This is a genomic window from Sphingomonas sp. DMC8 (assembly GCF_056314185.1).
This window is the reverse complement of record NZ_JBQUYV010000004.1, coordinates 194932-210380: the sequence shown is the minus strand read 5'-3', so window position 1 is coordinate 210380 and position 15449 is coordinate 194932. Positions and strand designations below refer to the sequence as shown.

The 15449-nt window shown below is 65.2% G+C and carries 14 protein-coding genes; 5 read left to right on the top strand and 9 right to left on the bottom strand.

The annotated features are described in order from the left end of the window. Positions 1–120 precede the first annotated feature (120 nt). The 5 genes from adhP to ACT53K_RS10455 form a co-directional block, all read right to left on the bottom strand. Entirely contained in the window at positions 121–1146 is a 1026-nt protein-coding gene (gene adhP, locus ACT53K_RS10475) for an alcohol dehydrogenase AdhP (RefSeq protein ID WP_476228568.1), read from the bottom strand. A 20-nt stretch (positions 1147–1166) separates the two neighbouring features. Then, positions 1167–2687 (bottom strand): aldehyde dehydrogenase family protein, encoded by a 1521-nt coding sequence (locus ACT53K_RS10470; RefSeq protein ID WP_476228567.1) that lies wholly within the window; start codon positions 2685–2687, stop codon positions 1167–1169. 84 nt (positions 2688–2771) lie between these two features. Next, positions 2772–3035 carry a hypothetical protein gene (locus ACT53K_RS10465; RefSeq protein ID WP_476228566.1) on the bottom strand — a complete coding sequence of 88 codons (264 nt, stop codon included), beginning with the start codon at positions 3033–3035 and terminating at the stop codon, positions 2772–2774. 10 nt (positions 3036–3045) lie between these two features. After that, entirely contained in the window at positions 3046–3408 is a 363-nt protein-coding gene (locus ACT53K_RS10460; protein ID WP_476228564.1) for a GntR family transcriptional regulator, read from the bottom strand. Positions 3409–3445: 37 nt separating this feature from the next. After that, positions 3446–4027 carry a nitroreductase family protein gene (locus ACT53K_RS10455; RefSeq protein ID WP_476228563.1) on the bottom strand — a complete coding sequence of 194 codons (582 nt, stop codon included), beginning with the start codon at positions 4025–4027 and terminating at the stop codon, positions 3446–3448. Positions 4028–4155: 128 nt separating this feature from the next. Between ACT53K_RS10455 and ACT53K_RS10450 the strand changes: the two genes are divergently transcribed. Beyond that, the gene (locus ACT53K_RS10450) at positions 4156–5751 is read left to right on the top strand and encodes a peptide MFS transporter (RefSeq protein ID WP_476228562.1); all 1596 of its coding nucleotides are present in this window, start codon (positions 4156–4158) and stop codon (positions 5749–5751) included. Between the two features lie 93 nt (positions 5752–5844). Here ACT53K_RS10450 and ACT53K_RS10445 read toward each other — a convergent pair whose 3' ends face one another. The 4 genes from ACT53K_RS10445 to ACT53K_RS10430 all read right to left on the bottom strand — a co-directional run bounded on the left by ACT53K_RS10445 (position 5845) and on the right by ACT53K_RS10430 (position 9766). Next, the gene (locus ACT53K_RS10445; RefSeq protein WP_476228561.1) at positions 5845–5970 is read right to left on the bottom strand and encodes a hypothetical protein; all 126 of its coding nucleotides are present in this window, start codon (positions 5968–5970) and stop codon (positions 5845–5847) included. Positions 5971–6155: 185 nt separating this feature from the next. Beyond that, complete coding sequence (locus tag ACT53K_RS10440) at positions 6156–8186, bottom strand: M13 family metallopeptidase (protein WP_476228560.1); 2031 nt, start codon at positions 8184–8186, stop codon at positions 6156–6158. A 96-nt stretch (positions 8187–8282) separates the two neighbouring features. Continuing rightward, entirely contained in the window at positions 8283–9422 is a 1140-nt protein-coding gene (locus ACT53K_RS10435; protein WP_476228559.1) for a glutathionylspermidine synthase family protein, read from the bottom strand. Then, the gene (locus ACT53K_RS10430) at positions 9422–9766 is read right to left on the bottom strand and encodes a hypothetical protein (RefSeq protein WP_476228558.1); all 345 of its coding nucleotides are present in this window, start codon (positions 9764–9766) and stop codon (positions 9422–9424) included. Before ACT53K_RS10430 ends, ACT53K_RS10435 begins: the two co-directional genes overlap by 1 nt. Before the next feature lie 270 nt (positions 9767–10036). On the opposite strand from ACT53K_RS10430, the gene mdh reads away from it, so the two are divergent. The 4 genes from mdh to ACT53K_RS10410 all read left to right on the top strand — a co-directional run bounded on the left by mdh (position 10037) and on the right by ACT53K_RS10410 (position 15447). Next, positions 10037–10999 carry a malate dehydrogenase gene (gene mdh / locus ACT53K_RS10425; protein ID WP_476228557.1) on the top strand — a complete coding sequence of 321 codons (963 nt, stop codon included), beginning with the start codon at positions 10037–10039 and terminating at the stop codon, positions 10997–10999. Further along, the gene (locus ACT53K_RS10420) at positions 10969–11568 is read left to right on the top strand and encodes a hypothetical protein (protein ID WP_476228556.1); all 600 of its coding nucleotides are present in this window, start codon (positions 10969–10971) and stop codon (positions 11566–11568) included. The genes mdh and ACT53K_RS10420 overlap by 31 nt, the downstream gene beginning before the upstream one ends. Next, positions 11569–12453, top strand: coding sequence for a succinate--CoA ligase subunit alpha (gene sucD, locus ACT53K_RS10415; RefSeq protein WP_476228555.1), 885 nt, complete (start codon positions 11569–11571; stop codon positions 12451–12453). 63 nt (positions 12454–12516) lie between these two features. Then, on the top strand, positions 12517–15447 hold the full coding sequence (locus ACT53K_RS10410) for a 2-oxoglutarate dehydrogenase E1 component (RefSeq protein WP_476228554.1): 2931 nt from the start codon (positions 12517–12519) through the stop codon (positions 15445–15447). Positions 15448–15449: the final 2 nt, after the last annotated feature.

Genomic DNA, 15449 nt, shown 5'->3' with positions numbered 1-15449 from the left:
CGCCAGGGGGAGGTGGCCCGCGTAGCGGGTCGGAGGGGGAGGCAGCCAGAGCGACTGAGAGCCAAAGTCCGCGCCTGCAGTTCAGCAGGCGACAGGCGGGCGATTAGTGCGAAACTTTCCTCACGCCATATCGAGCACGATCCGGCCCTCGATCTCGCCCTTGTGCATCCGGTCGAACACGCTGTTGATGTTCTCGAGCTTCTCGGTCGCCACCGTCGCGTGGACCTTGCCCTGGCCGGCGAAGTCGAGCGCCTCTTGCAGGTCCAGCCGCGTCCCCACGATCGAGCCGCGCACGGTGATGCCGTTCAGCACCGTGTCGAAGATCGACAGCGGGAAGTCGCCCGGCGGCAGGCCGTTCAGCGAGACGGTGCCGCCGCGCCCGACCATGCCCAGCGCCTGCTGGAACGCCTTGGTCGACACCGCCGTGACCAGCACGCCATTGGCGCCGCCGACGCTCTTCTTCACGAACGCGACCGGGTCTTCGTTACGCGCATTGACCGTCAGCTCGGCGCCCAGCTTCTTCGCCAGGTCGAGCTTCGCATCGTCAATGTCGACGGCGATGACGTTGAGCCCCATCGCCTTGGCATATTGCACCGCCATATGGCCGAGCCCGCCAATACCCGAGATCGCCACCCAGTCGCCGGGCTTGGTGTCGGTAACTTTCAGCCCCTTGTACACGGTGACGCCCGCGCACAGCACCGGGGCGATCTCCACAAAGCCGACATTGTCGGGCAGAATGCCGACATAGTTGGGATCGGCCAGCACATAGTCGGCAAAGCCGCCATTCACCGAATAGCCGGTATTCTGCTGGCTTTCGCACAACGTCTCCCAGCCGCCCAGGCAATGCACGCAGTGGCCGCAGGCGGTGTAGAGCCACGGCACGCCGACCCGGTCGCCTTCCTTGACATGGGTGACGCCGGCACCGACCGCCGCGACATGGCCGACGCCTTCATGGCCCGGAATGAAGGGCGGCTTGGGCTTGACCGGCCAGTCTCCCTCGGCGGCGTGGAGATCGGTGTGGCAGACGCCGCTGGCGGCGATCTTCACCAGAATCTGGCCCGGCCCGACCTGCGGCACCGGCACTTCCTCGATCACCAGCGGCTTGCCGAATTCACGGACGACGGCGGCTTTCATAGTCTTGAGCATGGTGGTTCCTCTCCCGATGTTCAGAACAGACCGCGCGCGGCGGTGTCGTAGCTGACCAGCAGATTCTTGGTCTGCTGATAGTGATCGAGCATCATCTTGTGGGTTTCGCGCCCGAAGCCCGATTCCTTGTACCCGCCGAACGCCGCGTGCGCGGGATAGACATGGTAGCAATTGGTCCAGACGCGTCCGGCCTCGATCGCGCGGCCGATCTCGTACGCATGGGTGCCGTTGCGGCTCCACACGCCGCCGCCCAGGCCATAAACCGTATCATTGGCGATCTCGATCGCCTCTTCCACGGTCTTGAAGCTGGTGACCGACAGGACGGGCCCGAAGATTTCCTCCTGGAAGATGCGCATCTTGTTGTTGCCGGTGAACACGGTGGGGCGCACGAAATAGCCCTGGTCGAGCTCGCCGCCGGGCAGCGCGCGTTCGCCGCCGGTCAGGCACTGCGCGCCTTCACCCTTGCCGATGTCGATATAGCCGAGGATCTTGTGGAGCTGGTCCTCCGATGCCTGCGGACCCATCTGCGTCGCGGGATCGAGCGGATCGCCGACGCGGATCGCGGCCACACGGGCGACGGCGCGTTCGACAAACTTGTCGAAGATCGATTCATGCACCAGCGCGCGGCTGGGGCAGGTGCAGACTTCGCCCTTGTTGAAGGCGAACAGGGCGAAACCCTCCAGCGCCTTGTCAAGGAACGCATCGTCTTCCTGCATCACGTCGGCCAGGAAGATGTTGGGCGATTTGCCGCCCAGTTCCATCGTCTGCGGGATCAGATGCTCGGCGGCATATTGCATGATCTGCCGGCCGGTGGTGGTCTCGCCGGTGAAGCTGACCTTGCCGATGCGCGGATTGGCGGCGATGGCGCGGCCGACCGAGGCGCCCGGTCCGGTAACGATGTTGACCACGCCCGGCGGCAGGATGTCGGCCGTCAACTCGGCGAATAGGAGCAGGCTGAGCGGGGTCTGCGAGGCCGGCTTGATGATAGTGCAATTGCCCGCCGCCAGTGCCGGGGCGATCTTCCACGCCGCCATCAGCAGCGGGAAGTTCCACGGGATGATCTGGCCGACCACACCGATCGGTTCCTTGAAATGATAGGCGATGGTTTTTTCGTCGATCGTCGAGATCGTGCCTTCGGCGGCACGGACGCAGCCGGCGAAATAGCGGAAATGGTCGATCGCCAGCGGCACATCGGCGGCGCGCGTCTCGCGGATCGGCTTGCCGTTATCCATCGTCTCGGCGAGCGCCAGCAGCTCCAGATTTGCTTCCATCCGGTCGGCGACGCGGTTGAGGATCAGCGCGCGCTCCTGCGGCGAGACGGCGGCCCAGCGGCGCCGCGCGGCATGGGCGGCGTCGAGCGCGGCCTCGACATCAGCGGGCGTCGACTGGGCAATTTCGGCGAGCGGCTTGCCGTTGATCGGGCTGTGGTCGGTGAACCAGCGGCCCTCAATGGGATCGACCCAACGGCCGCCGATGAAATTGCCATAGCGGGCCGGCTGATGGCCCTGGGTCCGCACGGTCTGGATCGCTTGCTCGAACATTGCTTCCCTCCACGACTTTGCAGGCAGGGCCCGATGGCCCATGCCCGGATCGTCGGAAGGGATGCGCTCTCGGCGCCAAAGGCCCTATTCGGAGAGGTGCTTAGGGAGGTTTCCTGATTCCCCGGTGCCGCCCGCAGCGGCTTCGGCTTCTTCAGGCTGTTCGCGGCGCTTCTGGATCGACTCGGTGGCTTCGGCGCGCGCGGGATCGAACAGATGGCCAAAGGCGAGGCCGAGCATCAGCGCCACGCCGCCTGCCCGACCACGGGCGTTACGCCGCCCGACCCGCACCAGCAGCGGGATGGCCGCAAGTATCGCGATTGCGATCGCCCATTGCATCAGGGCGTGCACCGGCACCGCCTCAGGCGATTTCGTGGCTGCCGTCGAGCAGTTCGCGCACGTCGAGGCCGAGCAGCGCGATATGATCCTTCACGCGCGGCCAGAAGCCGGTGAGGAAGCGGTCACGCTCCGCGATGCGCAGCCGTTCGACCGCGCCCGGCAGCACGAACATGCCGACGCCGCGGCGCACCTCGACATAGCCGTCGTCCTGGAAACTCTGATAGGCCTTGGCCACCGTCAGCGGGTTGGCACCATGTTCGGCGGCGAGGGCGCGCACCGAAGGAAGCTGGTCGCCGGCGCGATACTGGCCACGCAGAATCGCCGCAGCGATCGTTGCACGCAGCTTCAGATAAACCGGGCTGTCTTCATGCTCCAGGGCTGTCATGCTGGCATAATACAGCACATGTCCCTTGAGTCCAGACTCAGGGATTCCACTGAGACACGATTTGGGACAGCTCACCGCGCGGCCGCTCTTCCAGCGGCCGTGTCGGGGTACCGATGAAGACGAAGCCGGCGATCCGCTGCCCCTCGCCCCCGAACAGATCGCGTACCGCATCCGAATAGGCGGGCCAGCCGGTCAGCCAGCCGCCGGCGAACCCCATCGCATGCGCGGCGTGGAGCAGGTTCATGCACGCCGCGCCGGCCGACAATTCCTGCTCCCACAGCGGAATCTTGTGCGGCTGCACGGGCGCGAAGAGCACCACCACCAGCGCCGGCGCCTGGGTGGCGAACTGGGCGGCAGCCTCTTCGTCGCGGGCTGTCGCGTCAGGGTTTTCGGTGCGCAGGATGTCCACGAGCTTCAGCGCCAGCGCCGGACGCGCCGCATCGGGCACGATCACGAAGCGCCACGGCGCGAGCTTGCCATGGTCGGGCGTGCGCGCAGCAATTGCCACCATCTGATCGAGCTGTTCCGGGCCCGGCCCCGGCGCCACCAGATCGCGCGGCTTGCCCGAACGGCGGGTCTGGAGGAGGCTGAGCGGAGTTGAGCGGTCGTTAAAGGTCATGGGCACCGGCCCTATCAACTGGTTACGATCGCAACAACCGCTCTTCACAGCGCCGCTTTCGCCGCTAGTCTGCCGCGCTTTGGCGGGCCGCACGGCCTGCAAGGCTATAAAAGGGAATCATCGGGCGCATGGCGACACCGACGACGGGCGGGGGCGTACCCGCTACGGCAAAAACCTTGCTTGGGCACCCACGCGGGCTGTTCATGCTGTTCTTCGCGGAGATGTGGGAGCGCTTTTCCTATTACGGGATGCGGGCGATCCTGGTCTTCTATCTGACCAAGCATTTCCTGTTCACCGAAAGCCCTGCCTATGCGGTGTACGGCGCCTATACCTCGATGGTGTACATCACGCCCGTGGTCGGCGGCTATCTTGCCGACAAATATCTGGGCGCGCGCAAGGCCGTGCTGGCGGGCGGATTGTTCATTGCCGCCGGTCACCTGCTGATCGCGCTGGTCGAAGGCCCCAAGGGCGAGCAGGCCGGCTATCTCCAGGGCTTCTATGCCGGCCTGGCCTTCATCATCGTCGGCACCGGCTTCCTGAAGGCCAATATCTCGGTGCTGGTCGGTCAGCTATATCCGCGCGACGACGCCCGGCGTGATGGCGCCTTCTCGATCTTTTACATGGGCATCAATCTGGGCGCCTTTATCGGCCCGATCCTGGTCGGCTATCTGGGCGAGCGGGTCGGCTGGTCCTGGGGCTTCGGTGCAGCGGGCATCGGCATGCTGCTGGGGCTGGTGGTGTTCGTGCTGTTCCGCCGCGATCTGCACGAGGCGGGCGCACCGCCGGCGCCGGCGCTGCTCGCGGCAAGGACGCCGATAGGCCTTTCGCGCGAATGGCTGATCTATCTGGGCGCGCTCGCCACGGTCGGCGTGTCCTGGTTGCTGATCCGCGACGAAGGCCTTGTCGGCACGCTGTTGCTCGCCACGTTCGGCCTTACATTCCTGTACATCTTCTACCGGGCACTATTCACCCTGCCCAAGGTGGAACGCCATCGCATCTTCGGCGCACTGTACCTGATCGTGCTGTGCCCGCTCTTCTGGGCCTTGTTCGAACAGGCCGGTTCGTCACTGAACGTCTTCACCGACCAGCGCGTCGACCGCCATCTGTTCGGCTGGGAAATGCCGGCATCCTGGTTCCAGTCGGTCAACAGCTTCTGGATTATCACGCTGGCGCCGCTGTTCGGCATGATGTGGGTCTGGTTGGGCAAGCGCGGGCTGGAACCCAGCGCGCCGCTCAAATTCGCGCTTGGCCTAATTCAAGTCGGCCTCGGCTTCATCGTGCTGGTGCTGGGCGCGGGCAAGGGTGGGGCGATGACGCCGATGCTGTTCGTCATCCTGCTCTATCTGCTCCATTCGACCGCCGAACTGTGCTTCTCGCCCGTCGGCCTGTCGAGCATGACGCGCCTTTCGACCGGGTCGATGGTCGGCCTGATGATGGGCACCTGGTTCCTGTCGACGGCGGCAGGCAATTTCCTGGCGGCCCGGATCGCCCAGGCAACCGGCGGGGAAGGCGCCGGTCCGGAACGGGTGCTCGATGTCTATTGGTCGATCGGCTGGTACATCATCGTCATCGGCGTGATCGCGGTGCCGATCAGCTGGTTGATCGCGCGGCTGATGCATCTGGACACGATCGGCAAGGATGAGACTGGCCACGCTCTGGCCGGCGAAGGGCAACTGGCCGAACCGGCGGCGCCGGGAACGCATCCGGACGCGGAACGCAAGTAACGCAGAAAACAGAAAAGGGGCGCCGCACCAAGGGATGCGACGCCCCTTTTCCTTTCGTCCGGCAGAGAGAGGGGGAGAGCCGGACGAGGGGGACTAGGCCGCCTGCGGCAACAGGATCTCCAGCGGTTCGCAATCATTGCCGGCCACGCCGAGGGCAGGCGCGGGTGCCGCGGCAGTCTGGCGACGCCAGGCGACGAACAGGGCAATCAAGGAAAACATCGCGGATATCGAGCCTTCTGGGCGGGGAACTGGCATGCTGCAGTGCAGCGACGCGGAGGCGCATCTGGTCGCTCGCGCCCGATCCCGCAACTGCAATGATTTCCGTGTACGATTGCAATTCGTGCAATCGTATTGTCTGCCCGCAAAGCAAATCGGCCCGGTGTTTCCACCGGGCCGATGCAGCTTTACCAGATATGCACGCGCTGCTCGGGCGGCAGGTACAGCTTGTCGCCCGGCTGGATGTTAAAGGCCTTGTACCAGGCATCGACATTGCGGACGACGCCGTTGACCCGGAACTTCGCCGGCGAGTGCGGATCGGTCAGCACCTGCTGGCGCAGCGCATCGTCGCGCACCTTGGCCTGCCAGGCCTGGGCATAAGCAAGGAAGAAGCGCTGATCGCCTGTCAGCCCGTCGATCACCTTGGCCTGACCATGTTTGGCCTGATAACGCTGATAGGCGGCATAGGCAGCCTCAACGCCGCCGAGATCGCCGATATTCTCGCCCAGCGTCAGCCCGCCCTGCACCTTCAGGCCCGGCACAGCCTCATAGCTGCTATACTGATCCGCCAGCGCCTTGGTGCGCGCGGCGAAATCGGTCTTCGCCTTTTCCGTCCACCAGTTTTCGAACTTGCCGGTCGGCCCGAACTGGCTGCCCTGATCGTCAAAGCCATGGCCCATCTCATGGCCGATGATCGCGCCGATTGCGCCATAGTTCACGGCCGGATCGGCATTGGGGTCGAAAAAGGGCGGCTGCAGGATCGCGGCCGGGAAGGTGATCTGGTTCGAGAACGGGTTGTAATAGGCATTCACCGTCTGCGGCGTCATCGCCCACAGGCTGCGATCAACCGGCTTGGGGAAGCGCGACAGTTCGAGCTGATGCTCGAACTCGCCCGACCGCATGACATTGCCGAGCAGGTCGTCACGCTGCACCTGCAGCGACGAATAGTCGACATACTTCTCCGGATGCCCGATGCGCGGCTCAAACGCCGTCAGCTTGGCGAGCGCGCCCTTGCGGGTCGCGTCATCCATCCAGGTCGAAGCGGTAATCTGTTCCCGATAGGCATCGCGCAGATTCTCGACCAGTTCGGCCATCTGCTTTTCGGCGGCCGGCGGGTAATATTTGGCGACATAGACCCGGCCCACTGCCTCGCCCAGCGCGCCATTGACCAGTTGCACGCCGCGCTTCCAGCGTTCGCGCTGCACCTGCACGCCCGACAGCGTCTTCGAATAGAAGTCGAACCGCGCCTGGTCGAATGCCTTGGGCAGGAAGGTCGCATGGTCGCTGACGAAGCGATAGGCGAGATAGTCCTTCCAGGTCTGGAGCGGGGTGGTGGCGAACAGCTTGCCCAGCGCGATCAGCGCGGTGTTCTGGGTCATCAGAATCTGCGGCGAGCTGTCGATCCCGGCGGTCTTGAGCATCAGCGCCCAGTCGAATTCCGGCGCCTTGGCGGTGAGCCCGGCGATCGTCTGCGGATCGTTCTGCGCGGCGATATTACGGCTCTGCTCGGGCGACCATTGCACCTTGGCCATGGCGGTTTCGAGCGCGACGATGGCATCGGCCTTGGCGCCGGCGTCGGGGATGCCGGCCAGTTCCTGAATATGCTGCACATAGGCGCGATACGCCTTGCGGAACGCCTCGAACTTTTCCCCGTCCTTCAGGAAATAGTCGCGCGGCATGCCGAGGCCGCCCTGACCGACCACCGCCGTATAATGCGTCGGGTCGGCAAGACCGGGGCTGATCCCGACTTCAACCGGCGAGGCATAGCCGATGCTGGCGAACAGTACCTGCAATGCCGTCTTGTCCTGTACGCCGGCGATGCGGGCGAGATAGGGTTTCAGCGGCGCCGTACCGCGCGCCTCGATACCCGCCTCGTCCATCCAGCTGGCATAGAAGTCACCAATCTGCCTGCCGCTTTTGCCATAGGCGGCGGGGTTCTTTGCCATCTCGTTCAAGAGGTCGCGGACATTCGCCTCGGCCTCGAGAACCAGTTGCACGCCATAACCGGCCGAGGCGCGGTCGGGCGCAATCTCGGTCCGCGCATCCCAGCCGCCATTGACGAAGGTCCAGAAATCATCGCCCGGCTTCACCCCGGCCTTTTGCGCGGTCAGGTCGACGCCGAAAGCGCCATAGCGCGGCTTGCCCGTCTGGGCATGGGCCGATGCCGACACCAGCGTGGCGCAAACGCCCGCCAGCAACAAAGAACGACGAAATCGCATGCGGATATCCCCCAAGACATGTGTATTAGTCGAGGATAACGCCACCCGCCCGGCCGGGCAATGTTATTTTGTTGCGTGCGATACCAGGTGCGGGGGCTATCCCTCGATCACGTGCGGCACGAACCGGGCGTGGTTGCCGGTGATCAGCCCATCCTCGCGAATCCCCATGCCGGCCGGCGCGCCATCGACGATCCACGCCCCGATCACGGGATAACCCGCACCAAAATCGCGCAAGGGGTGGAAGCGCTGGTAGATCCAGCCCTGTTCGACATAATCGCCCTCGGTCTCGGCGATAATGGTATCGCCGAACCGGATCGAGACATTCGCGCCTTCGCGTCCGAACAACGGCTTGGCCACCTGCTTGCCGCCGATCGGCCGGGTGCCCGCCTCGAGCAAATTGGGGTGGCCGGGAAACAGCTCCCAAAGGATCGGGAGGATCGCCTTGTTGCTCCACATGGCCTTCCAGATCGGCTCGATCCAGCGCGTGGTGGCGAGGCTTTCGACCAGCATCGGCGCGAAATCCTCCGCGAGCAGCCATTCCCACGGATAGAGGTGGAAAGCCGTATCGATCCGCCGGTCGGCCAGGTCGACGAAGCAGCGCCGTCCCTGGTCCCAGCCGATTGCCGCCATTTCGATCGCCTGCGTCGCCAGCCCCGCTTCTTCCGCCGTGTCGCGAAGATAGGCGATGGTGACGGCGTCCTCGCCCGCTACATCCGCCATATGGGCGAAATGCACCTGCGGACCCGCCAGCAACGGCGCGATCGCCCGCCACTGCGCCACCAGCGCTTCGTGCAGGCTGTTATACTGGTCGAGCGCGGGAAACAGCGCTTCCTTCCAGTCCCACTGGATCACCGCGGCTTCCAAAAGGCTCGTCGGCGTGTCGCAATTGAACTCGAACAGCTTGGGCGGGCCGTCGCCGGCATAGCCAAGATCGAACCGTCCGAAATTGAGCGCCGGCGGCTCCGCTTCCCACGCTGCCGCCACCGCATCCCATGCGGGACGCGGAATGCCCAGCTCGCCCAGCCGCCCCTCGGCGAGAATATGTTCGCCGGCGGCGAGGTAGAGCCGGTACAGCTCCGCCGTCGCCGCCTCGATTTCCGCCACCTCGACGCCAGTGAAGCGATAGCAGGCGCTTTCGTCCCAATAGGGCCGACCATCCACGCTGTGCCAGACGAAGCCGAGCGATTCGACCCGCGCCTGCCAGTCGTCGCGCGGCGGGACAGGCGTGCGCTGCATCAGCCGCCCCTGCTGCCGAAGAAGGCGCCGATCCGCCCGAAACCGCCGCGCGTCACCCCTTCCGGCGTCGTGTAGCGAACGCCCGCCGCAGCCTGGTTCGACCCGCCGAACGCCGGCTGCCCGATCGCGGGAATATGGGCACCGCGGCCGACATAATAATAATGCGCGCCGCCCCAATAGGAGGGATGGTTGCAATTCGCGTCGTCGATCCGACGACCGCTCAAATCGGTGCAATAGCGCACCGGCTGATCGGCGACATCACTGCGGCCACAGCCGGCCGCCAGCAACGCCACCGACGTGGCGACGGTAATTCGCAACCGGCTGAAATCTGGCGCTTTCCGCATCCCACCCCCTACCGCAGCCGCTGCACGGGCGGCTGCCTCGGGCACATTATAGCGGGTACGCTGGCGCCTGTCGCGGAGAAGCCGACACGCCCGCAGCACGCAAATCTGCGGGTCGAGGCTGTTATTGCTTCTGCGAACAAATTGCAAAAATAATCTGCACGCTACACCGAATCCCGGGTTGCAGCCGCGCTATTATGGGCCTATCCCGCCTCCGCTTTCGCGGCGCGCGCCTCGTGCGGCCGCTTTGCTTGGACGAACCAAGGAGATTCCATGGCCCGCAAGAAGATCGCGCTGATCGGCTCTGGCATGATCGGCGGCACCCTCGCGCACCTCGCCGCGATGAAGGAACTGGGCGACATCGTCCTGTTCGACATCGCCGAAGGTACGCCGCAGGGCAAGGCGCTCGACATCGCTCAGTCGGGTCCGGTCGAAGGCTTCGACGCCAACCTCAAGGGCGCGAACAGCTATGAGGACATTGCCGGCGCCGACGTCTGCATCGTCACCGCTGGCGTGCCGCGCAAGCCGGGCATGAGCCGCGACGACCTGCTGGGCATCAACCTGAAGGTCATGAAGGCCGTCGGTGAAGGCATTGCCGCCCACGCACCGGACGCCTTCGTTATCTGCATCACCAACCCGCTCGACGCGATGGTTTGGGCGCTGCGCGAATTCTCCGGGCTGCCGCACCAGAAGGTGGTCGGGATGGCCGGCGTGCTCGACTCGGCACGCTTCCGCCACTTCCTCGCCGAGGAATTCAAGGTTTCGGTCGAAGACGTCACGGCCTTCGTGCTCGGCGGCCACGGCGACACCATGGTCCCGGTGATCGAATATTCGACCGTTGCCGGCATCCCGGTGCCCGACCTGATCAAGATGGGCTGGTCGACTCAGGAGCGCATCGACGCCATCGTCGCCCGTACCCGTTCGGGCGGCGGCGAGATCGTCGGCCTGCTCAAGACCGGCTCGGCCTTCTATGCCCCGGCCACCAGCGCGATCGCGATGGCCGAGAGCTATCTGAAGGACAAGAAGCGCCTGTTGCCCTGTGCCGCGCACCTGACCGGCCAGTATGGCGTCGACAACATGTATGTCGGCGTGCCGATCGTGATCGGCGCCGAGGGCGTCGAACGCATCGTCGAGATCGAGCTGAACGCTGCTGCGAAGCAGAATTTCGACGTCTCGGTCGACGCGGTCAAGGAGCTGGTCGCTGCATGCAAGTCAATCGACTCCTCGCTCGGCTGATCCTCCCGGCGCTGCTCGTCGCGCCGGCGGCCGCTTCCGCCCAGGAAGCGGTTGCCGTCGCGCCGACGGAGCCGGTCGAGCTGTTCCGTGCGGTGTGCATGGGCGGCAGCGCGAAGCTGTCGCGCGGCATGGCCGAACCGGCCAGTTTTCCCACGCTGCCCCCGGCAGCCCAGCGAACCGTTGGCAAGGCCGGCGCGGCAGATGCGGCGGACGCGCTGAAGGCGCCCGTGCCGGCGCCGGCGGCGGTGCCCAACAGCATCTACCGCATCGCCGGCGGCAATATCTATCTGTTCGTCCCCAAGGCCGGCACCGTCGCCGGCCCTATCGCCGATTCCTGCCTCGTCCTGTGGCTGGGTTCCGGCGACGATTATCTGACGGCACGCAAGATCGTGCTGCCGGGCGAAGACAAGGTGCCGCTCTATGCGCTGCCCGCGTCCAAGCCCGACGGCGCAACCTTCGTCGCCTCGCCTCCCGGAGCGACGCAATTCTCGCTTGCCACCTATGGCGGCTGGATTGCGCTGCGCTCCTATACCCCAGCCCCTCCCAGCGACCCGAAAAAGGCGAACTGAATGAGCATCCTCGTCGACAAGAACACCAAGGTCATCGTCCAGGGGATGACCGGTGCCACCGGCACCTTCCATACCGAACAGGCGCTTGCCTATGGCACGCAGATGGTCGGCGGCGTCACCCCCGGCAAGGGCGGTTCGACGCATATCGGCCTGCCCGTGTTCGACACGGTCGCCGAGGCCAAGTCGAAGACCGGCGCCGACGCCAGCGTCATCTATGTGCCGCCGCCCTTCGCGGCCGACTCGATCCTCGAGGCGATCGACGCCGAAGTGCCGCTGATCGTGTGCATCACCGAAGGCATTCCGGTGCTCGACATGGTCAAGGTGAAGCGCGCCCTTTCCGGTTCCAAGTCGCGGCTGATCGGCCCGAACTGCCCGGGCGTGCTGACGCCGGGCGAATGCAAGATCGGTATCATGCCGGGCTCGATCTTCTCCAAGGGTTCGGTGGGCGTCGTGTCGCGCTCGGGCACCCTCACCTATGAGGCGGTGTTCCAGACCACCAATGCGGGCCTCGGCCAGACCACCGCAGTCGGCATCGGCGGCGATCCGGTCAACGGCACCAACTTCATCGACGTGCTCGAGCTGTTCCTGGCCGACGAAGCCACCAAGTCGATCATCATGATCGGTGAAATCGGTGGCTCGGCCGAAGAAGAAGCGGCGCAGTTCCTGATCGACGAGGCCAAGCGTGGCCGCAAGAAGCCGATGGCCGGTTTCATTGCGGGTCGCACCGCGCCTCCGGGCCGCCGCATGGGCCATGCCGGCGCGATCGTTTCGGGCGGCCAGGGCGGCGCCGAAGACAAGATCGCGGCGATGGAAGCCGCCGGCATCCGTGTCTCCCCCAGCCCCTCGCTGCTCGGCGAGACGCTGATGGAAGTGCTCAAGGGCTAAACTGCAACGGGAGCGCTCCTATATAGGTGGGATGGGAGCGCTAACACGAACGGAACTGTGATCATGGGCTATGAAGGCCTCGACTTCGACGACATCGCTGGCGGCGTAAGCCCCGCCTTCGTCGAGACTCTGTACCGGCGCTACAAGAGCGATCCGGCATCGGTCGAACCAAGCTGGCGCGCCTGGTTCGAGGGCCTCGAAAACACGGCCTCCGGCCCCAGCTGGCAGCGTCCGAACTGGCCGCTGACCGAGACCGACGCGCTCACCGCCGGTCTCGATCCCACCCAGATGGAGCCGGCGCCCAAGCCCGCCAAGGGCGGCGCCCCGGCCAAGCCGGCGGCGCCCGCCGCCTCGACCGCGGACGTGACCAAGGCCGCGGAAGATTCGATCCGCGCGATGATGCTGATCCGCACCTATCGGGTGCGTGGGCACCTGGCCGCCAATCTCGACCCGCTGGGCCTTGCCCGCCAGAACCTGCCTGCCGACCTGACGCCGGAATATCACGGCTTCTCCGGTGCCGACCTCGATCGCCCGATCTATCTGGGCGGCACGCTGGGGCTGCAGCAGGCCACCGTGCGTGAGATCGTGGCAATCCTCCAGGCCAATTACTGCGGCAATGTCGGCCTGGAATATATGCACATCTCCGACGTGGAGGAGCGCCGCTTCCTTCAGGAGCGCATGGAAGGCAAGGACAAGGCGATCACCTTCACGCCGGATGGCAAGAAGGCCATCCTGTCCAAGGTGATCGAAGCCGAGCAGTGGGAAAAGTTCCTCGGCAAGAAATATGTCGGTACCAAGCGGTTCGGCCTCGACGGCGGCGAATCGATGATCCCGGCGATGGAAGCGATCATCAAGTACGGCGGCCAGCAGGGCGTCCGCGAGATTGTGTATGGCATGGCCCATCGCGGCCGCCTGAACATGCTCGCCAACGTGATGGCGAAGCCGTTCCGCGTCATCTTCCACGAATTTGGCGGCGGCTCGGCCAACCCCGAGGATGTCGGCGGTTCGGGCGACGTGAAATACCATCTCGGCACCTCCACCGACCGTGAGTTCGACGGCATCAGCGTCCATATGTCGCTGGTCGCCAACCCCTCGCACCTTGAGGCGGCCGATCCGGTCGTGCTCGGCAAGGCGCGCGCGCTGCAGACGATCCGTGGCGACCTGGAAAAGCACGATCAGGTGCTGCCGGTGCTGATCCACGGCGACGCAGCGTTCGCGGGCCAGGGCATTGTGTGGGAGACGCTCGGCTTCTCCGGCATCCGCGGCTATAATACCGGCGGTTGCATCCATTTCGTCATCAACAACCAGGTCGGCTTTACGACGAGCCCGCAATTCGCGCGTTCCTCGCCCTATCCGTCGGATGTCGCCAAGGGCGTCCAGGCGCCGATCATCCATGTCAACGGCGACGACCCCGAAGCCGTGACCTTCGCGTGCAAGGTGGCGATCGAGTTCCGCCAGGCCTTCCACCGCGACATCGTGATCGACATGTGGTGCTATCGCCGCTTCGGCCACAATGAAGGCGACGAGCCCGGCTTCACGCAGCCGCTGATGTACCAGAAGATCCGCCAGCACCCCGGTGTCAGCAGCATCTATGGTCAGAAGCTGATCGCAGAAGGCGTGGTCGATCAGGGTTTCATCGACGAGAAGACCAACCAGTTCAACACGCTGCTCGAAGGCGAGTTCGAGGCGGGCAAGACCTATCTGCCGAACAAGGCAGACTGGTTCGCCGGCCGCTGGTCGGGCCTCGGCGCGCCGTCGGACGGCGAAGGCGCGCGGCGCAATGTCGAGACCGGCATCGAGAAGAAGCTGTTCGACAGCCTCGGCCGCACCCTGACCACGGTTCCCGAGGGCCTCGAGATCCACAAAACTCTGGGTCGCGTGCTCGACGCCAAGCGCGAGATGTTCAAGTCCGGCGCCAATTTCGACTGGGCGACCGGCGAAGCGCTTGCCTTCGGCTCGCTGCTCTCGGAAGGCTATACCGTGCGCCTGTCCGGCCAGGATTCGGGCCGCGGCACCTTCTCGCAGCGCCATGCCGTCTGGGTCGACCAGAAGACCGAAGCCAAATATGTGCCGCTCACCACGGTGCCGCATGGCAGCTTCGAGGTGCTCGACTCGCCGCTCAGCGAATATGGCGTGCTCGGCTTCGAATATGGCTATGCGCTTGCCGATCCGAAGGCGCTGGTGCTGTGGGAAGCGCAGTTCGGCGACTTTGTGAACGGCGCGCAGATCATGATCGACCAGTTCATCGCGTCGGGCGAGGCCAAGTGGCTCCGTGCCAACGGCCTGGTGATGCTGCTGCCGCACGGTTACGAAGGTCAGGGCCCCGAGCACAGCTCGGCGCGTCCGGAGCGGTTCCTGCAGCTTTGCGCGCAGGACAATATGCAGGTGGTGAACATCACCACGCCGGCCAACTACTTCCACCTGCTGCGCCGGCAGATGCACCGCAACTTCCGCAAGCCGCTGATCCAGTTCACGCCCAAGTCGCTGCTCCGCCACAAGCTGGCGGTCTCCAGCGCCGAGGAGTTCCTGGGCGACAGCCACTTCAAGCGGATCCTGTCGGACCCCAACGCGCCGGCGGACACCGACGTGAAGCGCCTCGTGCTCTGCACCGGCAAGGTCTCCTACGACCTGATGGAAGCGCGCGACGCCGCCGGCGACAAGAACACGGCGATCGTCCGGATCGAGCAGCTCTACCCGTTCCCTGGCGAGCCGCTGACCGAACGGCTGAAGCGCATGACCAACCTCGAAGAGGTGGTGTGGGCGCAGGAAGAGCCGAAGAACAACGGTTACTGGTTCTTCGTCGAGCCGCTGATCGAGCAGTGCCTGATCGATGCGCGCGTCAAGCCGCAGCGTCCGCGCTATGCCGGTCGGGCCGCGGCGGCATCGCCCGCCACCGGCCTGATGAAGCGCCACACCGCAGAGCAGGGCGCGCTCGTTGCCGACGCGCTCGGCCATAATGTCCGCGAAGAAATCCGCCGCACCCGGAAAGGTTGAGA